The sequence below is a fragment of the Ferriphaselus amnicola genome (assembly GCF_000974685.2).
Taxonomy (GTDB): domain Bacteria; phylum Pseudomonadota; class Gammaproteobacteria; order Burkholderiales; family Gallionellaceae; genus Ferriphaselus; species Ferriphaselus amnicola.
This window is the reverse complement of sequence record NZ_AP018738.1, coordinates 586,190-607,435: the sequence shown is the minus strand read 5'-3', so window position 1 is coordinate 607,435 and position 21,246 is coordinate 586,190. Positions and strand designations below refer to the sequence as shown.

The window sequence follows — 21,246 nt, the reverse complement described above, 5'->3', positions numbered from 1 at the left end:
CTGCGGTGGATGCCGCCGATGATCCTGACCTGATTTATTTTGGCTCTCCCACACCACCGCCCACAATCACCGTAGCCATCTTACTGGGATCGAGATGACGTGCGAATGCCGCACGGATCTGCGCCGTCGTGACTTGCTCTACTCGGAGGGTAAAGTCATCCAGATAACTCAAGGGCAAGTGATAGAAACCGATCACGCTGAGATATTCCAAAATCTTGCGATTGCTATCCACGCGCAGCGGGAAACCGCCGACGATGTTCTGCTTCGCAGCGACCAGCTCCTTTTCGGTCGGCCCATTCGCGATAAAATCCGCCACCACTTTTCGCACCAGTTCTAGCGCCTGATCCGCCTGCTCGCCCTTGGTCTGCAAGCCGATCTGGAACGCACCTGCTTGCTGCATCGGCACGAAGTAGCTATGCACGTCATAGGCTAAGCCGCGCTTCTCGCGCACCTCCTCCATCAACCTTGACACGAAACCGCCGCCGCCCAGCACGTAATTACCGACGTATAGTGCAAAATAGTCCGGATCGGTGCGCGACATGCCGGGCGCTCCGATCAATAGATGGCTTTGCGTAGCTGGATGGGTGATGCGCTGCTCACTGGCTGCGGCGAGCGGCAGCACCTGTGGCACGGTGAACACAGAGCCAGATTTCGGCAGGCGCTCAGTCAAACGCTGGGCGATCGCTTCAGCTTCGGCGCGGGTCACATCGCCCATCAGCGTCACCACAGAGGTTTGCGCGACATAATGAGCCCGATAGAACGCCTCGATCTCAGGGCGACTCAGCCTGCTCACCGTCACCACCTCCCCTGAACCAGACAAGGCATAGGGATGCGCGCCGAACACCGCAGTACGGAACGCCTTGTCAGCCAGATGTTCGGGATGCGTCTCGGCCTCTTTCAATCCGGCAATGATGCGCGCTTTCTCGCGCTCGACCACGGTTTCAGGGAACACCGGCTGCTGCACCACCTGCGCCAGAATGGACAAAGCCTGTTCGCGCTCAACCGGATGGCTCAAGGTACGCAAAGAAATGGCTGCGCGATCCGAGTCAAAACCACCGCCAAGTTGCGCCCCCACATCGGCCAAGCGCTTGGCCACTTCGTCTTCACTCAAATCCGCCGAACCGTGATCCAACAAGCCATGTGTCAACGCTGCCAAACCGGAATTCTCTATCGAGTCGTGCGCGCTACCAGCCGCAAAGTTCACCGCCACATCGAGCATCGGCAGATCATGATTCTCGACGAACAGCACCTGCGCGCCGCTGGGCGCCTGCCAAGTTTGGATCTGCGGGCCTGCCCACGCGCTAGCCGCGCTGAACAGCCCGATCAAAGTGATGAGAATCTTAGTGCGCATGGAAACCTCCTGCCGGAGCGGCGCGCTTCGGCTTGCCGGAAAGCGGCTGCGGATCAAGTGTCGCCACCGTCAGGTTATCGTCCTTGAGAAATTCCTTAGCCACTTCAACTACCTGCTCCGCTGTCACCGCCTGTAGCTTCTTCAACATCACCGGAATGTCTTTGTGCGACAGACCAATGCTTTCGAGCTGACCGATCTGCATCGCCTGATAGAACACGGAATCGCGCTGATAGACTTCGTTCGCCAACACCTGCGCCTTGACGCGCTGCAACTCCTCCGCGCTCACGCCCTCCGCCACCAACTGGGCGATCTGCACACGCAACGCCGTTTCCAGCTCAACGACTGATTTTCCCTCGGTCGGCGTACCTTCCAGCACGAATACGGACGGGCCACGGGCGATGCTGTCATAGCCCGCACCCACGCTACTGGCCAAAGCCTGTTCACGCACCAGCGCCTTGTTCAAACGCGCCGACTCGTTGCCATCCAGCACGCCCGCCAACACTTCCAGCGCGTAGGGCTGCCAATCTTTAGCCACATCACGTATCACTGGCGTGTGGTACGCCATCACCAAATAAGGAAGCTCGGCTGGAGCCTTCACCACCAGACGTTTAATGCCAGTCTGAGGTGGCTCGGTAAATACCCGCCTCTGTGGCAGCGTCCGCGCAGAAATTTTGCCGTAAGTCTGTTTGGCCAGCGCAAACACTGTACTGGCCTTAACATCGCCCGCGATCACCAGCGTGGCATTATTTGGCACATACCAGCGCCGATACCAATCGCGCGCATCCGCGCCTTTCATGGCTTCGAGGTCGCTCATCCAGCCGACCACCGGATGCTGGTAGGGGTGCTCCAGATAAATGGCCGCGCCCAGCTTCTCTTCCATCAAGGCACGTGGCTGGTCGTCGGTGCGCATCCGCCGCTCCTCCATCACCACTTGGATCTCCTTGGCGAACTCGGCATCGGTCAGATTGAGATTGTGCATCCGGTCAGACTCCAGCTTCATCGCCAACGGCAATTTGGACTTATGCAGCTGCTGGAAATACGCCGTGTAGTCGTTGCTGGTAAACGCATTCTCGCGCCCGCCCGCTGCGGCGATGCGCCGCGAGAATTCGCCCGCCGGAACGGATTTCGTGCCTTTGAACATCATGTGCTCTAGCACATGCGCCACGCCGGTCGTACCGGTCTTTTCGTCCATACTGCCCGCGCGGTACCATATCTGCTGCACCACCACAGGCGCACGATGGTCTTCCTTGACCACGACTTTCAAACCGTTCGGCAGAGTTTGCTCAAAAACCTCGGCGGCCACCGGTGTTCCTGCCATCAACACCGCGCAAGCAATCAATAATCGCAAGTTCATTCTTCTGGCTCTACTCCATCAATCCGAATAAAATGCGCAGCGGCATCCCGCCTGCATGAGGCGCGCATTATGCGCCATTTCACTACGGTTCGACTATGTTTGGCTTCCTGAAAAAAACCCCTTCCAACAGCACGGAAAAGCCCGTCAGCACTGGCTGGCTGGGCAAACTGAAACGTGGATTGGCGCGTACCGGCAACCAGTTAGTCGATCTATTCAGTGGGGGCGGTAAGATTGATGACGAGCTGTACGAAGAGCTGGAAACCATACTCATCACCAGCGACGTCGGCATGGATGCTACGCGCCATCTACTGGCCGATCTGCGCCGCGAAGTAAAAGAACAACGACTGACCGAAGCCAGTCAGATGAAGGAAGCGCTGGCACATTGCCTATTGAAATTGCTCAAGCCGCTGGCTCAGCCACTGGATACCGGCACACATCAGCCTTTCGTCATCATGCTGTGCGGCGTGAACGGCGCAGGCAAGACCACCTCCATCGGCAAGCTGGCCAAGCATTTCCAATCTCAAGGCAAATCGGTACTACTGGCAGCAGGCGACACCTTCCGCGCCGCCGCACGCGAACAACTAATGACCTGGGGCGAGCGCAACAACGTCACCGTTATCGCCCAGCAAAGTGGTGACGCCGCCGCCGTGATCTACGATGCCGTGCAAGCGGCCCAGGCGCGCAAAATCGATGTGGTACTTGCCGATACCGCCGGTCGTTTGACCACCCAAGCACACCTGATGGAGGAGATCAAAAAGGTCAAACGCGTCATCGACAAAGCCCTGCCCGGCGCGCCGCACGAAGTGTTGCTGGTGCTGGATGCCAACACCGGCCAGAACGCGCTGTCGCAGACCAAGGCTTTCGATGATGCGTTAGGCGTGACCGGGCTGGTACTGACCAAGCTCGATGGCACGGCCAAGGGCGGCGTGATCGCCGCCATCGCTAAAGCTCACCCGATTCCCGTACGCTTCATCGGCGTCGGCGAAGGACTAGACGATTTACGCCCCTTTGTGGCCGAAGAATTTGTTTCTGCTTTGCTGGGATTCGACGAAGAATGATCCGCTTCAATCAGGTCAGCAAACGCTACCCCGGTGGCCATCAGGCGCTCAGCAACGTCTCGTTCGATATCGCCGAGGGCGAGATGGTGTTCCTCACCGGGCACTCTGGCGCAGGCAAAAGCACACTTCTGAAACTCATCGCCGCCATCGAGCGCCCCAATGGTGGCAGTGTGATAGTGAACGGTCAAAACGTCGGCGCACTCAAGCCCGCCGCCATTCCCTATCTGCGCCGCAATCTGGGCCTGATCTTTCAGGGACAGAAGCTGCTGTTCGACCGCAACGTGTTCGACAATGTGCTGCTGCCCTTGCAGATCTGCGGCTTCAACCATCGCGAGAGCGCACAGCGCGTGCGTGCTGCGCTGGACAAGGTCGGCCTACTCAATCGCGAGAAGATCAACCCCATCGCGCTTTCCGGCGGCGAGCAGCAGCGCCTGTGCATCGCACGCGCCATCGTCAACCGCCCGAGTATCTTGTTGGCGGATGAGCCGACCGCCAATCTGGACACGGAGTACGCCGGCGAGATCATGAACATCTTTCGCTCCTTCCATCAGGTCGGTTCGACGCTGCTGATTTCGACTCACGACGAGTCACTGATCCGTCAAGGCGACGGGCGCACGATTGCACTCAAACACGGGGAGCTGGCGGCATGAGTCAATTTTTGTCGCAACTGAGCGCCACCTTCCGGCGTTTCTTCGCCACGCCGGTCAGTAGCCTGCTCAATGTCCTGGTGATCGGCATTGCACTTAGCCTGCCCACCGGCCTGTATGTGTTGCTACAGAATGCGCAGGGAGTAATCGAAAGATTCGCCGCTGCGCCGCAACTGAGCGTGTTCTTGACGGTGGACACCAAAGCTGACGAAGTGGGGCAACTGCGTAAGCGACTGGAGCAGCACCCTGCCATTGCCAGCATCGAGTATGTTTCGCGCGCGCAGGCGCTAGAGCAACTCAAGCAAGGCAGCGGCTTGGGAGATGTGATCGGAGGATTGGAGAACAACCCCTTGCCCGACACGTTCATTGTCCACCCCAAGACCAGTAGCGTGCAGGCACTGGAAACGCTGCGCGACGAGCTGAAAGGTTGGAAAAAGCTGGAACGAGTACAACTCGACTCGGACTGGGCGCGCCGCCTAGAAGCCCTGCTCGATTTTGCCCGCACCGCCCTATTGCTGCTGGCTGCCCTGCTAGCACTCTCGCTAGTCGCCATCACATTTAACACCATCCGGTTGCAGATCTTGACTCGCCGCGACGAGATTGAGGTCTCCAAGCTAATCGGCGCCAGCAGTGGCTTCATCCGCCGCCCTTTCCTCCAGTTCGGCCTGCTTCAAGGACTGCTCGGTGGTTGCGCCGCATGGGGCATCATCGGCGGAGCCTTGATGCTACTGAATCTGAGCTTGGCCGACCTAGCCAAACTCTACGACAGCAGCTTCATCCTCAGTCACTTGAGCCTAGCGGATGGCTGCACTTTACTCGCCTTCTCCGCGTTCCTCGGCTGGTTGGGCGCGTGGATGTCGGTGACTCAGCACCTCCGAAAAATAGAACCTCGCTAAACTTTTTCGACTATTGGCACTCATAGGCAGCGAGTGCTAATATCCGCATCAGGAGGAACCACCATGAGCCATAGCCTAACCTTACCGATGCCATCTGCCGTAGGCAGTCTGGATAGCTACATCCATTCGGTGAATACCATCCCCATGCTAACGCAGGAGGAGGAATTCGACTTGGCCACACGTTTCCGCCGCGAAAACGATCTGGAGGCTGCGCGCGGCTTGGTGTTATCGCATTTGCGCCTAGTCGTCAGCGTTGCCCGTGGATACGCAGGATACGGCCTGCCGCAAGCCGATTTGATTCAGGAGGGGAATATCGGCCTGATGAAGGCGGTAAAACGCTATGACCCGGATCGTGGAGTGCGTCTAGTGTCGTTCGCCTTGCATTGGATCAAGGCTGAGATGCACGAGTACATCCTGAAGAACTGGCGCTTGGTGAAGATCGCCACCACCAAGGCGCAACGCAAGCTGTTCTTCAATCTGCGTAGTATGAAGAATGGGCTGGACACCTTGCGCCCTCAGGAAATCGCCAACATCGCCAAGGAGCTGAACGTCAGCGAGCACGACGTGGTGGAGATGGAGACGCGCTTCAGCGGCCACGATATGGCGCTGGATCCGACCTCCCAAGACGATGAAGATAGCTATTCGCCAATCTCATGGTTGGCCGCCAATGAAAATGACGAACCTTCGCACCTGCTAGAACACAGCCAAACTGAACAGCGCAAAACTGAAGGATTAAGTGCGGCACTGGCAGCCTTGGATGAGCGCAGCCGCCGTATCATTGAGGCTCGCTGGCTGTGCGAGAATGATGCAGCCACGCTGCACGAGTTGGCTGCAGAATTCAATGTCTCAGCAGAGCGGATCCGCCAGATCGAACAAAAAGCGCTGAGCAAGATGCAGGCTCTGCTCGCCCCCACTGTCGCTTAACTTCCGATAAAGCCCGGCGGGCTTTAGCCCGCCGGAGTCAGTGAATCTTTGCAAGAAATCCCCCAGCGGCAGCGTAACACGGCCTCAGCAGGCTTGTTCTGAACCGTGTAATCAGTATCGAAACGCCCTCCTGCATAAGGGTCGCTGTACCAATTCCACACCAGCACACCACTGATCCATGATTTATTGAGCGCCTCCAGCCATAAATCCAACACCATAGCTTGTAGGTCAACGTCGGCTGGAGCATCACACTTCTTTTTTGAGTAATCCCACGGCATCGTCTGCGCACCATACACCGAGGGAATGCCAACTTCCGTCACCAATACGAGCTTACCATGTTGCTCATGGAGTTTATTCAGCCCGATAACGACCTGCAGCATGGCGTCGCGCATCACCTCACGGTTAACCGTGTTACCTAACGGTGGGTAAAGCGTCACCCCCATCATGTCGAGCAGATCCCAATGAGCATATTGCTCTATACCATCAAGGTTATGCGCCGCATAAGTTATCTTGCCGGTGTACACCTTACGCACCTCTGCAATCAGGCCACGCCAGTAAGGGAGTTTATCGGCTTGTTTGAGTTCAGTACCAATGACAAACAGCTCAACCTTATTGGCCTGAGCTATCTCAGCGTAATGGATGATCTTTGTTTGATAACTTGCGAACCAGCGCTCCCAGCCTTGTGGGTTGCCTGGGTTGACGGCCCCCGCCCAAGATCCAGCAATTAGAATCTGCGGCTTGAGGATAACCTGCATTCCTGCCGCATGGATGCTCTGGATACCAGTGATTAACTGCGTATCGGTGACTTCCCCGCTAAAATCCACATGATCCGTCTGAGGTTTTTCTTGGCGCAGGAATGGCACAAGCACCGCCGAGTTGGCTCCTAACAACTTGAGCTGCTCGAATGACTCACGCGCCAACCCCGAATCAAGCTTGACTTCATTAGTTTGCAGAACCGTAGCGCCATACAGTGCTGGCAATGGACGGGCCAACTTAGACTGACTCTGCTCGGACGGGGCGGCAGCCTTACTGGGATCGGTTTGCTTTCCACTGGGCTCACATGCAGACAGCAGGAAGCTAAACACCAGCATCCAACATAACGACGCAGGATGCATCGCCATGAATCGACTCAAGATCATTTGATTCTCAACGACTCAGCCTGAGTTAGAGTAAAACTATCACTACCATCAAGCGGCGAAGCCTCATTGCGTCGATAGACTCGCCAATGACCTTGATCGTAAACCAGATGGTAGCCATCCATGCCATGACTGTACATGTCGTGATAACGCTGCGTCACGCCATCGGGTAAGCGCTGAGTGAACACTTCGCTGCCATACGATGTGCGGTCGCCATGGATATACTGAGGATCTCTCACGACCACTTGATCTGCCGTGGGCACATCTTTTTGCAGCATCTTCTTAAAGTCTTGAGTAAAAGAGAGCATCAAGCCATCAGAATCACCACGCGTCACCAAAGCACGGAATGCTGCATGCTCATCAACCATAGTGGGCATCCGATTTTTATCTAACCAGTGTCCTAATGCGACATCCTCTGGAAAATAAGAGGGGAGGACTTCCCCACTCATCGCCTTAGTCCAGCGTTGCATTTCAACCGTTGGCTTCCAAGACAAACTGACCCAGCCTCCGATTGCGCTGATCAACAACATCAGAAATAGTCCGCCCCGGTACCATCTGATCTCACGTGGCAGCAACACGATGGCGGCCATCACTCCAGCCGCTGTCAGATATAGCATGTCGGCAGGGTGAGCCAAGAAGAAGGTCGCGGTTGCCAATGCTGTTGCTGTACTTAAATGAACCAGCAATGCCTCAATGTCTCGCAACAACTTAATGTGACGTCGTGCACGCCATACCAACCATAAGACAACTGGATAAGAAATCAGACCGACAACAATGCTGGCTAACAACGAGGAGAAGAATGATCCGCCGTAATCACGCAACCACTCGATCTCTGCCACCTGGTGCCATGCGCCACGGAAGGACTCACCCGGTGAGCTCATGTAATGCCATGCGCCCTCATCAAGCACAAAGCTTAGATAGACCACCCAAGAGACCACAGACAACACCAAGGGCATCGCGATGATCAGATAGACAGAAGATGGAGATGCCTTCAACATGTTGCGCGGCGCAATCAGCGGCAACAGAGGCAAGAACGCAACAAAAATGAACAGGGTTCGCTCATCCACAAAGAAATACACCCCAAACACCACACCCAACATAATGAAGGAGCGCGCATCGGCCTCTTTGATCAGCCGCACGGATGACAAATACAAGAGATAGAACATCAACAAACTCAGGCCACCGAGTAACCCGTCAGTGACGCCCCATAAAAAATAGGGGTGTATGGCGACCAACGCCATCAAGATGATGCGGTCACGCAAAGTATAGTTCTTCTCACGCAAGTGAAAGTTCCACAGCGCTAACAGTCCTGCCCCAAAGATGCACGAGATGAGATAGGGTGCAGCGAACTTGATCAGCCCCGTGGTGGGATAAAACAACAGCAACAGCAGATTGGTCAGATGCGGGTAAAGCAGCCGAATATCCTCAACTCGAAAGTCTTCACTAGCATAGGCCTCGATAATCTTCGACCAACGATCAATCGCCAGCTCACTCACAAAGTTATGATAGATCGGCCACCACGATGCGATACCCAACGCCGCCAGCGCGAACATGAACACCAGTCCAGTTTGCGGATTGATAAAGAATGACTCTTTTTCTTGCTGTTTACGCATGTCTTTTCGTTAACTAATAGCGGACAGTTTTCATCACAAAGGAGCAGACTGCGCTGCGGTCGGCTCTTCCGTCACATCCTGATGACTAGAGATTCCATGCACCGTCTTTTCCCAATAGAACGGATTGTAAATGAGCTGCCAAAGCGCCTTATACGAGGCAAAAGACATCAACAACCAGTAAAACGGAACGGTCAACGCATAAGGAATAAGCTTGAAGTTGTTACGCTTGAACGCTCCTACCATCAGCAAATAGATAAGATAGCCATTACCCAAAGTGAGGTTGAAGATTGAAATCGCCAGCACGATGGGGGGGAAGATTGGATTGAGAAGCTCTGCGCCGCCAATCAGCCAAATCACAAATGTGGCATAGAGGAAAGGAGCAATCAGGTAGCTAATAATTGCACCTGCAAAGAAGAACTGAAATCCCCAGAAGCCGACTCCACCAATCGCTCGGTACAACTCAACCGGATCGCGCATATGCACCAGGTAGGTTTGCATATAACCTTTGATCCAGCGCGAGCGTTGGCGAATCCAGTTCGGGATGTGGTTATTGGCCTCTTCGAATGTGGTTGAATTCATAACTGCCACATTGAATCCGCATTGGGTGAATCGGACGCCCAAGTCGGCATCTTCAGCCACATTGTAGGGGTCCCATCCATCGAACTGGATCAGAGGTTCAATCTTGAAATGGTTTGAAGTTCCGCCAAGAGGAATGGGAATACGCAATGCCTCAAGTGCTGGCAAGAAGAAATCAAACCACAGCGAATATTCCAAAGTGAACATTCTAGTCAACCAGTTCTCATATGCGTTGAAGTAGTTCAATCGCCCTTGAATGCAAACGACGTTCTCGGCAGCGTGCTGGAATGCCACCACTGCTTTCTTCAACTGGTCTGGCTCGGGTCGATCTTCCCCGTCATAGATAGTCACAAACTTGCCGCGCGCAAAGTTCAGCGCGTAGTTACATGCCTTGGGCTTAGTCTTCGGAAAACTGGTTGGCACACGAATGATCTCGAAAATCGCCTCAAGACCGAGTGCTTTAGCAGCATTGATCGTACCTTCGTCGTCTTCTTCCAGCACCAGCTTAATGTCAAGCTTTGAAAGTGGATAATCCAGACTTCGCATCGCCTTAGCCAAATAAGGCAGAATCGCTTCCTCTTTGTACATCGGCATCAATACCGTGTAGATAGGGAGATCGATATCTCTCAGCATCTTGACCTGATGATCAGTCACCTTGATGTCAATATGGCGGTCACTGCCAACCCATGCCAAGGTGGCACGAAAAGCAAAAGTCAGCATCAACAACGAGGCAACCACCAGATTCAAAGAAACCACGGTGTACATCGGCCAAATTGTCAACGCGATTAGGAACAGCATAATCACCGTTGCAAAAGCAATAATCTGTGGACGTGTAAACACCACACTCGCAGAGTGCTCGGGCATCTGCTCCGCCAGTTTGCGGATCGCGTTGTGAGTAAAGTAATCGTCGTTACTGTTTTGCAATAACCACAACACGTCAAACTTTGAGGTAATCACGAAATCAACAATGCCAAAACGCTCACGGGCGTGACGCATAGCTGCCTCGCTTGGGTCAGCAATTGCGATATACGTTACGCCATCCCGGACTTGCCACGGAAGATAAAGAAGCGAGTTGTAATAGGTAATGTCGTTTGTATCGATCAGTGCAGGATCGGGGGGTTGCTTCAGGAGATCGACGAAAGGCTTGTGAAAGTGATCGGCCAGCATGCGATAGAAATCTAAAGGCTTGACCCAGCCTTTGGCCAATACAATATCGCCGACCCGCGTACCCCATTGCTTCTGTAACTGAAGTGCGGCTTCTAGTTGCTCCCGCGTAATCAAGCCGCGCTCAATCAGCATTTCGCCAACTAGCACTCTGGGGATTGCATTTTCACCGGTCATATCGTCTTCCTGATGGTAGTTCAGAAGGCGCAATCGCCGTGCTGCACCAACTCTGGCTCAACACGGCGCGCGCAACCCCTATCCGACAATTATTCGCCGCTTGGAGCACCCGACTGACGAGTACGGCGGAACAAGAACACCACGAGCAGCGTTAGAGCTACCCAAGCGGCTAGCAACAGCCAGTATCTATATTCCTCAATCCACTCCAACAGAGACCGCTGCCCCGGGTAGTACAAGCGCACACCACCCGGATGGCGAGAGTTCAAAGTCAACAAGACGCCAGATCCATCTATAAAGGACACATCATCATGATCAAACTGAAAATTGCTCGCTGTCAGGGTAAGACTATCCTGTCCTGGCGCAACCCACAGACCGGATACACTGCTAGTTCTTACAATCTGAGCGATGGCAACTCCCGGCAAGCGATCCACATCCAGCAACTTAGCACCATTCTCACCTAATACCTGAATATGGCCTTTATCGAAGCGAACCGGCTGATAGTCCAAATCAATATTGGCACGACCAAGCACAAGGAAAGGTTTCTCAGGCTTAATTGCCGCACCCGCCTCATAAAACTGAACTCGCTTCACATCGACGGCTAGCGCCTGATCAATGACTAGACGTGTCAGGAGATTGAGCACTTGCGCTGGGTTTTGCAGGTAACTCTTTGGTAGATAGGTATCAAAACCCTCTCGAAAGTAAGTACCCAACTCCAAGAACTCCTTGGGAGCCTCGCTTGCTTGTCGCGTCACGACCATCGAGCTGGTAGGCATGATTTGCACGGGGAAGCGCGGCAAGTCACCACGACAGTCGCCCTCAAGGTACTCACGTTGTGTTACCAGACGAATCGCATTATGTCTTGCCAAACCCTCTTTTGGAACAGAGACACTTACGCGATGAGTCTTACCGTCATTTTCCAGACGTATCGCTTGTTGCAGCACGTCATTCAGATAGACATAAAACATCGCCGGATGCTCGACACTTGCCGGCGTGGCCGTAACATCAAACTCAAGGCTTTGCGGCGCATAACCAGCTGGAAGTTTATCGGCGGAATATACAAAATTCCACTCGACGATTCGATCAACATAGTGAGTCTCGGTACTCAGACCCATATCACCCAGCAGCATGCGATACTTATCGTCGCTACCAACCTTACCTTGCTCTAACGGGAAGATTTGATACTGTGAACCCGAAGCCAAACTGCGCCATTTCGAAGACAACAAATAAAACGGCGTCACATCAAATGGCTCAGAAAGTGCAATTGCATTTCTACGTCCATCACCCACGCCGATCAATGAAACATTGGAGCCAGCAGCCACTTGATGAAATACCGACTGAATCTCAGCATCAGGTGCAATTACGATATCACCAACCTCCGGCAGGCGCACAAATGACACTTTTTTATTTTGGCGCGCCAACAATTCATCCAACGCCCAAGCCGCCGAGAATACTTCTTGCGTAACTGCACCGGAAGGCAAACCGACCTTAACCTCTTGCGGGAGCAAATCCCAAGCACCGCGCAAGGAGGATGCCTCATCACGCAAAGTTACCAGCAGCGAAGTTTCGGGCTTAACGTAGAAATAACCACCATTAATACGCTCATCCAAACAGCGATCATCAGAGAACAACATCGAAACTTTTATTTCAACACGAACAAATCCGTCCTTAGTTACCAGGTCACTTTTTCTGACCGGCACATCGAGAACCTGATCGCCATCACTTGACAAGCTAGAAGCGACCATAGGAACGTGATTCACATAGACACGAACATTGGATTGTTTATGCAGCATCGCCGAAGCGCGATAGTGCAAACGCACTCGACCAGACTGGATATTGGCATCCTTGGGGACAGGGAAAAATACCGCCTCGTCGTGTATGGACTGAACACCATCAAACTGAAAACCGTTCCGATAACCAAGGTCAGACAAAGAAGTCTCGATTTCGACTTGACGAACACCCGACTCAGGAGCCTTCTTTTCCGCAGTCTTCTTTTCCGCAGCAGCCTTCACTTCCAGCTTCTTGGAAGCCACCTTAGCCACTACTGTCTTTTTTGCAGGGGACACAACCGACTTAGCCACCGAAGCCTTCGCCGCAGCTGGCGCACTCACCACCTCGACTTTACCTCCGGGTGCAACGATGGTCACAGTAGACAAAGATGACTTATCTTTAGGCACACCCTTCGCAGGAGTCGAGACCTTGGCAGGAGACTGCGCAGCAACAGCAGGAAGCGAAACATCGATACCCTTCACATCGGCAGCCAACGACTGCCCTATATGAACGAGCAGAAGCGCAACTGGCACTCCAAGTGCCATCACAAACCCAGTCCGACTGATTTTCGCCAATTGATTCCCCTTTATTGCAAATATTCCTGCCACTCTGACAGCTGCGCTCACGCCAAAACGGCGGAGCATCCCTCAATCTTACCTACGGATTTGGACTAGAAATGTCCATTAAAGCTTGTAGGAATTATTCTATAGTTGACTCAAAACTGCAACAACATTAATTCAAATAAACAAAGGGTAATTCGACTTACCAATAAAAAAGGGGAAGTTTCCCTCCCCTTTTTACATCACCCTATCATTTCAGACAGATTCGTCGAAACTCTGAAAAATCCGTCTGTCGTGATTAGAACAGGGTTTCGAGCAGCAAGGTAACTGCATTCTTGCCAATCGGATTTGCATTCCATGCAGAACCGGATTGGGTAGTGTAGTGCAGTGTCAACTCTTGATTCATGGACAGCTCGTAAGTTGCGCCGATCATGAATGCATTGTCACCATCAACACCTGCGCCAGCACCATTCTTACCGGAACGAATCGCAGCTTGAACAGTTGCATGACCTGGCAGAACGCCCAATTCAGCGGCAATGTTGAAGGAGCTTCTTGTAGCAATGCCAAGGTTGAAGTTGTTAGGATTGATAGCATCTGCACCGGCAGTACCGTAAGAAGCATACAAGCCTAGTGGCATACCAGCTACTTCACCTTGCATCTGCGCATCAATCACAGTTGCCTTTTCAGTTGCTGCGCCAGCCAGTGCACTTGCCTTACCGCTCCAATTTTGGATGCCGAAACCAGTTTCGAAACCAGCCACATCGACGATACCAGCAGCACGGATATAGGTGAATGGCAGGCCAACACCATTAGTACCACCAGCAACGCCGTTACCCACGTTGATGTAACGGGAGATATTCACGAAACCGTTCGGGTGCGCAACAACAGCTGCGGCACCAGTTGCGCCAGCCTCAGCAGCAACGTATTGACGCGCCGAGTAAGCCATGATGTGCTGACCACCCATACCGCCATTACCCATCAGACGATGGATGGAAGTAGCGCCAGTATTCAGCAGTTCAAACGCACCAGCTGCATCTTGACCGATGGAGTACAGCACCAGACCGCCACGGATGTCGCCAGTGATTTCAGGCAACATCAGAATCTTGCCGCTACCAGCGGAAGCAGCACCAGCGGTACCGAATTCGGACAGGAAACCAGCGAAGTCATTGATACGACCACCCCAGAACAATTGCATTTCGCCACCAGTACCTGGAACGAAGATATTTTGATTGGATGCAACCGCACCAGCAGCCTTGGATTGATCTTCATAGCCAGCAGTCACCAAAGCACCGAAGTTCAGGTTTGCCGGGATGGACAGATGTTCGCCTTCCACTTGAGCTTGAGAGATTTGGGTGTAACCCGATGCCTTGAACGAACGGCCAAAAGCATTCAACAAAGGAAAGTGTTGGAAGTGACATGCGGAACATGCTGCGCCAGTTTGGCGAGCGAATACTGGCAATGCGGATGCTTCTGGAGCAAACGCTGCAGCGGCCAGAACACCAGCCAGAGTCAGAGCTACTTTTTTCATAATTTCTCCTCGAGAAAAAGTTTATTTGGACAACCCACTTGGGATAACTGCGAAAACCCCTCTGCAGCTACGGAGCGCACCTTAACGATATGCATACAACCCTGTCAAAACTTTCGCCTTAAAGTGTTTCATTTTTGCAACAAAGCCACCCCCTAGGTAAATTGAGATCCAACCCGCTACCGCCAACCCAACAAAGTTACCCTAACCAACTTTCGCCACTTCGTTAACGAGATATCGTTAACTTCGGTCATTTCCCACAGCTCTAGTTTTACTAATTTCCTTTAAATACAAGGTGTCGCACAACTCAACAAAGACCGGCATAAGTTTTGCAATCTGTGTGAGTGCAACCAGTTCGGTTGCGCTCACAAGGAGAACATCATGAATCGCAATCAATCCGGCTTCACCCTGATCGAAATCGCTATCGTGCTAGTCATCATCGGCTTACTACTCGGCGGCGTGCTTAAAGGCGAAGAGCTCATCAGTAGCGCCAAGGTAAAGAATCTGGCGGGGGATTTTCGCAATACTCCACTCTTCATCTACAGCTATCAGGACAAATACCGCGCTCTGCCCGGCGACGATGCGGCGGCCAGCACACACCTAACCGGAGGAACAGCCGCCACCACGCCCACCAATTCAATAGGTAATGGCGTAATCAACGGCAACTGGAACAGCACAACAGTAACTGACGAGTCATATTTGTTCTGGCAGCACATTCGACTAGCCAATCTGGTTGCCGGAGCCACATCAACATCCGCCGCCGAATACCTCCCCACCAACGCTACGGGCGGCACGATTGGCATCCAAAGTGGCACAAGCACAGCCGCCAACTCACCGATCAAGGACGGCTCAAGCAATGCCATCCGTGGGAGTTACGTCATCTGCTCTAGCAATATTTCAGGTAAATACGTCAAACAACTGGATTTGCAGATCGACGATGGCAATACGGCGACCGGCGCAATGTTAGCCACGCCAACCAGCGGCTACGCCATCGGCAATGCAGCAACCGCTACGAATAGCGTGGAGGACACAACTAGCTACACCGTTTGCATGGGAGTCTGAACTGACCGAACTCCTCTCTCTGAATGGGAGAGGAATTTACTTGCCGCTGCGCAATAATTGCTCGGCCTCTGCCAAAGCAACCGTCTGACCCAATAGAACAAGCACATCACCAGCTCGCAACACCATATCGCCCGAAGGCCGACTGCCCAACACTCCATGACGACGAACGGCATTCACTTCAACCTCCAGCGCTTCCAGATTGATTTGCTCCAATGACATTCCCACAGCACTGTCCAGCACATCCAACAACACACTGTGCAAACGCAACTGCAAATCTTCATCCACATCATCCGTCTCACCGTCGGATGAACGCAAAAAACCATCGAATGCTCGATAGCTACGCGCCCGACTCTCGCGCAAGCGCCGCATCACACGATTCAGCGGCACACCAGACATCAGCAAGGCCTGCGTCGCCAACATCACGCTGCCTTCGTGTATTTCCGCCACCACCTCTGCCGCGCCAGCCCGCCTGAATACATCAATCTGACTTTCATCATGGGCACGCACCACCACCGGCAAACCTGGTCGCAGCTCTTGCGCCAAATGCAAAATCTTAAGCGCCGAAGGCTTATCGTTGTAACTCACGACCAGCGTTTTAGCGCGCATCAAGCCTGCTGCCAGCAGCGCTTCTCGCTTAGACGCATCACCAAACACCACTTCACCGCCTTCAGCATCGGCGCTGCGCACTCGACTGGAGTCAGTATCCAACGCAATAAAACGGATGCCTTCATCGCGCAAAAATTTAGCCAGCGTCTGACCGCTACGCCCATAGCCGCAAATGATCACATGTCCCTGTGAACTCATGCTACGCACCGCAATTTGATGCATCTGCATGGCGCTATACATCCAAGCATCTGGCGACAGACGACGCACAATGCGGTCAGCATACATAAGCAGGAATGGCGCAATCAGCATGGACAGCAACATCGCCGCCAAGACGATCTGCCCCACCCATTCGCTCATCAAGTGTGCGTTAGCTGCATCCGTGAGCAACACAAAACCAAATTCACCAGCTTGCGCCAAGCCCAAACCGGTATGCAATGCCACCCCCCAGCCTACCCCAAAAATGCGAGCCAAACCTGCCACGATCACCGCTTTGAATATCAGCAAGGCCAACAACACCAAGAGTATCCAGCCAATATCCGAAATCATCTCGCGCACGTTCAGCATCATGCCTATGGTGATGAAGAACAAACCCATCAACACATCACGGAATGGGCGAATATCCTCTTCAACCTGCAAGCGATACTCAGTCTCCGCAATCAAGATGCCCGCAACGAATGCCCCCAGTGCCATCGACAACCCAGCCAGATCGGTCAGGTAGGCCAATCCCAACGTGATGAGCAACACGTTGAGCATGAACAACTCAGGGGACTTTTGACGTGCAACCACATGAAACCACGGACGCATCAGTCGCTGACCGAATAATAGTAGCGCCGACAGCGCCAGCGCCCCCTTGATCAAGGCCGCCACTAATGTATAGGTCAAATCACCGCTCGCGCTCGCCAGCGCTGGGATGACAATCAGCAGCGGCACAACTGCCAAATCTTGAAACAGCAACACGCCCATAATCTGCTGCCCGAATGGCGCATTCAGCTCTGCGCGCTCAGCCAGCATCTTGCTTACGATGGCGGTCGAAGACATCGCCAACACCCCTCCCAGCGCCACGCCGGTACGCCAATCCAATCCAAACAGCACCGCCACCCCAAGCACTACCGAGAGTGTGACTATGACTTGCGCGCTACCCAGACCGAATACGATGCGGCGCATCGCACGAAGTTTTGCCAGACTGAATTCCAGCCCGATACTGAACATCAAAAACACCACACCAAACTCAGCCAGATGTCGAGCCTGCGGGGCATCAGCAACCCATCCCAGCGCATGCGGACCAATCAAAATACCGACCGCGATGTAACCCAATACCACCGGCAAATGAAGTACGCGACACAGCACGACCACCATGACAGCGACCGCCAACAACACCAATACGACTTGCAATCCATGATCCATGCCCCGATGATGCCGGAATTACGGGATATTTTCAAAACTTCACCACTAAAAACCCCCGCTGCTATAATTCCCCACCATGAACCCTCCGCTTTCCGCCGCACCGCACGCTCTTACTCTCGCGCGCGAAGTGCTCCAAATCGAAGCTGCCGCAGTGCAAGCACTCTCCGAGCGCCTAGATGAGAATTTCGTCAGTGCGGTAAACACCATTCTCGGCTGCCATGGGCGCGTCATCGTCAGCGGCATGGGCAAGAGCGGCCATATCGCGCGCAAGATCGCAGCGACACTCTCCAGCACGGGTACACCAGCTTACTTTGTGCATCCGGGCGAGGCCAGCCATGGCGATCTAGGCATGATCACCTCGCAGGATGTTTTCATCGCACTATCCTACTCAGGCGAAAGTTCCGAGCTGCAAACCATCATTCCGGTTATCAAACGACAAGGTGCCAAGCTCATCAGCTTGACCGGCAATCCACGATCCAGCCTAGCGTTAGCCGCCGATGTACATCTAGATGGCGCCATCACCAAAGAAGCCTGCCCGATGGGTCTTGCACCAACGGCGAGTACCACGGCCGCATTGGCTTTGGGCGACGCGCTGGCGGTCGTGCTACTCGATGCCAAGGGCTTCGGTAAAGAAGACTTCGCCCGATCTCACCCCGGCGGCAGCTTGGGGCGGCGCTTGCTCACCCACGTCCGCGACATCATGCACACGGACGCACAAATTCCTGCGGTTGGCGAAGCCGCCACATTAGCCGATGCTGTATTGGAGATGTCACGTAAAGGCTTAGGCATGACCGCCATCGTAGATGGACAACAACACGTCCTCGGCATCTACACCGACGGTGATCTGCGCCGCACTCTGGAAAAGCAATTCGACTTCAAGGCCACACCCATCGCCAGCGTGATGTCGCACAATCCGCGCAGCATTCACCCAGACGACTTAGCGGTCGCCGCAGTGGAACTGATGGAGCGCCACAACATCAGCCAGATGCTCGTAGTGAACACAGACAATGTACTGGTTGGTGCACTCAACATGCACGATCTACTGAAAGCGAAAGTCATCTGATGTCCATAGCAATCGCCAAACAGATCCGTCTCATCGCCTTTGACATTGACGGCATCATGACTGACGGCGGCCTCTATCTATCGGACTCCGGTGAGGAGTTCAAGCGCTTCAACTCGCTCGATGGCCACGGCTTGAAAATGCTAAAAACTTCCGGCGTCGAGCTGGCCATCATCACCGGGCGCACCTCGCATTGCGTCGAACTGCGCGCCAAAAATCTCGGCATCACCAACGTCTATCAAGGCGTACATGACAAACGCGCCGCCATTAAAACACTGCTGGCCGAATTGAATATTGCGCCTGAGCATGCCGCGTTCATGGGCGATGACGTGGTCGATCTACCCGCCATGCGCCACGTCGGATTAGCGATCAGCGTTCCCGCCGCGCCCCAGATCGTGCAGAGTCACGCTCAATACGTCACGCAACGCCAAGCAGGGCACGGCGCAGTACGCGAAGTCTGCGAATGGCTAATGTCAGCGCAAGGCACGCTGGACGCACAACTCGCCCCCTACCTCGCATGATCGAAAAACTGCGCAACTGGTTGCCGCTACTGCCTCTGCTTCTGGTATTGGCTGGCACCTACTGGCTGGACCAGCAAGTGGGGCCACTGCTCGCCCAAGCCGACAGCAGCAAGCGGCACGATCCCGATTTCATCGTCAATAACTTCCGAGCCACCGCACTGGACGAACAAGGCAAGCCTCATCATCGCATCAACGCCCACGAGATGAGACATTACCCCGATGATGACTCGCTGCATCTAGAGCAGCCCGAGATCATCGCCCTTACACCTAATCGCCCGACACTACACACCACCGCTCAAACTGGCACGACTTTCCATCGCGACGAAACCATCTTGCGTGGCGATGTGCGCATCGTGCGCGCTGCTAGCACAGCCGCCAGTGAGCGCGTCTTCACCACCACGTATCTGCGAGCTCTGCCGAGCGAAGACTACGCGGAGACCGACCGCCCCGTCACCATGCGCGATGCTCACAATCTCGTGAGTGCCATCGGCATGACCTTAGATAACAAGACGCAGACCATCAAGCTGCTGTCACACGTAAGAAGCGAACATGTTGCTGCGAATTGATGCTCTCTTGCTCTGCCTCCTACTACTTGGCGCATCGTCGGCTTGGGCGGAGCGTGCTGATCGCAACCAACCGATGTATTTGGATGCCAACACCGTCAACATTGACGATGCGAAGCAGATCAGCATCTTTGAAGGCAACGTCAGACTCATCCAAGGCACGCTAATGATCACGGGCGACAAGATCGTAGTCACAGAAACCGCCGCTGGTGACAAGCATGGCACCGTCACAGGCAAACCCGCTCAGTTCAGACAGAAGCGCGAAGGCGTGGATGAAATCATCGAAGGTAACGGACAGCGCATCGAGTACGACACGCAGAATGAATTCCTAGAACTCTTCGGCGAAGCCAGCATGAAGCGCAGTAACGACGAAGTTCATGGCGATCACATCACCTATGACTCCAAGACCGAGATATTCCATGTGGACAGCTCGCGAACTCCGAATTCCGGCCAGCGAGGCCGAGTTCGCGCAGTCATTCAGCCTAGGAACGAGAGCATCCCAGCCCCCACGGATCCAGTGTCCATCCGGCCTTCGACCAGTTTAGGTAAGCCATGAGTGAATTGCGCACCACCTCGCTGAGGAAGCAGTACCGCGCCCGCACTGTGGTGCAAGACGTATCTCTATCCGTGCACAGCGGCGAAGTGGTCGGCCTGCTCGGCCCTAACGGTGCAGGAAAAACCACCAGCTTCTATATGATCGTAGGCTTGGTTGCAGCAGATGGCGGAGACATCTACATCGACCAGCACAAGATCACTCATGCGCCCATTCATCGCCGTGCCCAATTAGGACTAGGCTATCTGCCACAAGAGGCCTCGATTTTCCGTCGCTTGACGGTGGCCGAAAACATTCGCGCCGTACTGGAGTTGCGCGGACTCCCTCTCGCCCAACAGGAATCGACGCTAGAAACCTTGCTAGACGAGTTACATATCAGCCACATACGCGACAATCCCGCCATGAGTCTCTCTGGAGGCGAACGACGGCGCTGCGAGATCGCACGCGCGCTGGCCACCGATCCGCGTTTTATTCTGCTGGATGAACCCTTTGCCGGCGTTGACCCCATCGCCGTGCTAGATATCCAGAAGATCATCCGTTTTCTCAAAGAACGCGGCATCGGTGTGCTGATTACCGACCATAACGTGCGGGAAACCTTGGGCATCTGCGACCGCGCCTACATCATCAACGCTGGCGCAGTGATGGCGGAAGGCAAGCCCGAGGAAATCATCTATAATGAAGCCGTGAGGAAAGTGTATCTCGGCGAGCACTTCAAACTATAAAAGTGAC

18 protein-coding genes are annotated in these 21,246 nt (G+C 54.0%); 10 read left to right on the top strand and 8 right to left on the bottom strand.

Annotated features, from left to right (window positions below):
- Positions 1 to 34: 34 nt before the first annotated feature.
- Positions 35 to 1,351 (bottom strand): M16 family metallopeptidase, encoded by a 1,317-nt coding sequence (locus OYT1_RS02875; protein WP_062625426.1) that lies wholly within the window; start codon positions 1,349 to 1,351, stop codon positions 35 to 37.
- Positions 1,341 to 2,705: a M16 family metallopeptidase gene (locus tag OYT1_RS02870; protein ID WP_062625427.1), complete on the bottom strand. Its 1,365-nt coding sequence runs from the start codon at positions 2,703 to 2,705 to the stop codon at positions 1,341 to 1,343. The genes OYT1_RS02875 and OYT1_RS02870 overlap by 11 nt, the downstream gene beginning before the upstream one ends.
- 95 nt (positions 2,706 to 2,800) lie before the next feature.
- On the opposite strand from OYT1_RS02870, the gene ftsY reads away from it, so the two are divergent.
- From ftsY to rpoH, 4 genes are all read left to right on the top strand, one after another.
- Complete coding sequence (gene ftsY, locus OYT1_RS02865; RefSeq protein ID WP_062625428.1) at positions 2,801 to 3,763, top strand: signal recognition particle-docking protein FtsY; 963 nt, start codon at positions 2,801 to 2,803, stop codon at positions 3,761 to 3,763.
- Positions 3,760 to 4,413, top strand: coding sequence for a cell division ATP-binding protein FtsE (gene ftsE / locus OYT1_RS02860; protein ID WP_062625429.1), 654 nt, complete (start codon positions 3,760 to 3,762; stop codon positions 4,411 to 4,413). The genes ftsY and ftsE overlap by 4 nt, the downstream gene beginning before the upstream one ends.
- Positions 4,410 to 5,306 (top strand): permease-like cell division protein FtsX, encoded by an 897-nt coding sequence (ftsX, locus tag OYT1_RS02855; RefSeq protein WP_062625430.1) that lies wholly within the window; start codon positions 4,410 to 4,412, stop codon positions 5,304 to 5,306. The genes ftsE and ftsX overlap by 4 nt, the downstream gene beginning before the upstream one ends.
- Before the next feature lie 63 nt (positions 5,307 to 5,369).
- Entirely contained in the window at positions 5,370 to 6,230 is an 861-nt protein-coding gene (rpoH, locus tag OYT1_RS02850) for an RNA polymerase sigma factor RpoH (RefSeq protein WP_062625431.1), read from the top strand.
- A 23-nt stretch (positions 6,231 to 6,253) separates the two neighbouring features.
- On the opposite strand, the gene OYT1_RS02845 is transcribed toward rpoH, so the two are convergent.
- The 5 genes from OYT1_RS02845 to OYT1_RS02825 form a co-directional block, all read right to left on the bottom strand.
- On the bottom strand, positions 6,254 to 7,351 hold the full coding sequence (locus tag OYT1_RS02845; RefSeq protein WP_145983659.1) for a glycoside hydrolase family 113: 1,098 nt from the start codon (positions 7,349 to 7,351) through the stop codon (positions 6,254 to 6,256).
- A 14-nt stretch (positions 7,352 to 7,365) separates the two neighbouring features.
- Positions 7,366 to 8,979 carry a hypothetical protein gene (locus OYT1_RS02840; protein WP_062625433.1) on the bottom strand — a complete coding sequence of 538 codons (1,614 nt, stop codon included), beginning with the start codon at positions 8,977 to 8,979 and terminating at the stop codon, positions 7,366 to 7,368.
- A 33-nt stretch (positions 8,980 to 9,012) separates the two neighbouring features.
- Positions 9,013 to 10,896 (bottom strand): glycosyltransferase family 2 protein, encoded by a 1,884-nt coding sequence (locus OYT1_RS02835; RefSeq protein ID WP_062625434.1) that lies wholly within the window; start codon positions 10,894 to 10,896, stop codon positions 9,013 to 9,015.
- Positions 10,897 to 10,985: 89 nt separating this feature from the next.
- Positions 10,986 to 13,238 (bottom strand): cellulose biosynthesis cyclic di-GMP-binding regulatory protein BcsB, encoded by a 2,253-nt coding sequence (locus tag OYT1_RS02830; RefSeq protein WP_172588498.1) that lies wholly within the window; start codon positions 13,236 to 13,238, stop codon positions 10,986 to 10,988.
- Between the two features lie 283 nt (positions 13,239 to 13,521).
- Positions 13,522 to 14,751 carry a hypothetical protein gene (locus OYT1_RS02825; RefSeq protein WP_062625436.1) on the bottom strand — a complete coding sequence of 410 codons (1,230 nt, stop codon included), beginning with the start codon at positions 14,749 to 14,751 and terminating at the stop codon, positions 13,522 to 13,524.
- Positions 14,752 to 15,129: 378 nt separating this feature from the next.
- Between OYT1_RS02825 and OYT1_RS02820 the strand changes: the two genes are divergently transcribed.
- Positions 15,130 to 15,810: a prepilin-type N-terminal cleavage/methylation domain-containing protein gene (locus OYT1_RS02820; RefSeq protein WP_062625437.1), complete on the top strand. Its 681-nt coding sequence runs from the start codon at positions 15,130 to 15,132 to the stop codon at positions 15,808 to 15,810.
- Positions 15,811 to 15,846: 36 nt separating this feature from the next.
- On the opposite strand, the gene OYT1_RS02815 is transcribed toward OYT1_RS02820, so the two are convergent.
- Positions 15,847 to 17,820: a monovalent cation:proton antiporter family protein gene (locus tag OYT1_RS02815; RefSeq protein ID WP_062625438.1), complete on the bottom strand. Its 1,974-nt coding sequence runs from the start codon at positions 17,818 to 17,820 to the stop codon at positions 15,847 to 15,849.
- 76 nt (positions 17,821 to 17,896) lie between these two features.
- Between OYT1_RS02815 and OYT1_RS02810 the strand changes: the two genes are divergently transcribed.
- Genes OYT1_RS02810 through lptB form a run of 5 tightly spaced genes read left to right on the top strand, consistent with a single transcriptional unit; the run spans position 17,897 to position 21,239 of the window.
- Positions 17,897 to 18,883, top strand: coding sequence for a KpsF/GutQ family sugar-phosphate isomerase (locus OYT1_RS02810; protein WP_062625439.1), 987 nt, complete (start codon positions 17,897 to 17,899; stop codon positions 18,881 to 18,883).
- On the top strand, positions 18,883 to 19,401 hold the full coding sequence (locus OYT1_RS02805) for a KdsC family phosphatase (protein ID WP_062625440.1): 519 nt from the start codon (positions 18,883 to 18,885) through the stop codon (positions 19,399 to 19,401). The genes OYT1_RS02810 and OYT1_RS02805 overlap by 1 nt, the downstream gene beginning before the upstream one ends.
- Positions 19,344 to 19,967: an LPS export ABC transporter periplasmic protein LptC gene (gene lptC / locus OYT1_RS02800; protein WP_084611878.1), complete on the top strand. Its 624-nt coding sequence runs from the start codon at positions 19,344 to 19,346 to the stop codon at positions 19,965 to 19,967. The genes OYT1_RS02805 and lptC overlap by 58 nt, the downstream gene beginning before the upstream one ends.
- Positions 19,951 to 20,520, top strand: a complete 570-nt coding sequence (gene lptA / locus OYT1_RS02795; protein WP_084611879.1) for a lipopolysaccharide transport periplasmic protein LptA — start codon at positions 19,951 to 19,953, stop codon at positions 20,518 to 20,520. The genes lptC and lptA overlap by 17 nt, the downstream gene beginning before the upstream one ends.
- Entirely contained in the window at positions 20,517 to 21,239 is a 723-nt protein-coding gene (gene lptB, locus OYT1_RS02790) for an LPS export ABC transporter ATP-binding protein (protein ID WP_062625442.1), read from the top strand. The genes lptA and lptB overlap by 4 nt, the downstream gene beginning before the upstream one ends.
- Positions 21,240 to 21,246 lie beyond the last annotated feature (7 nt).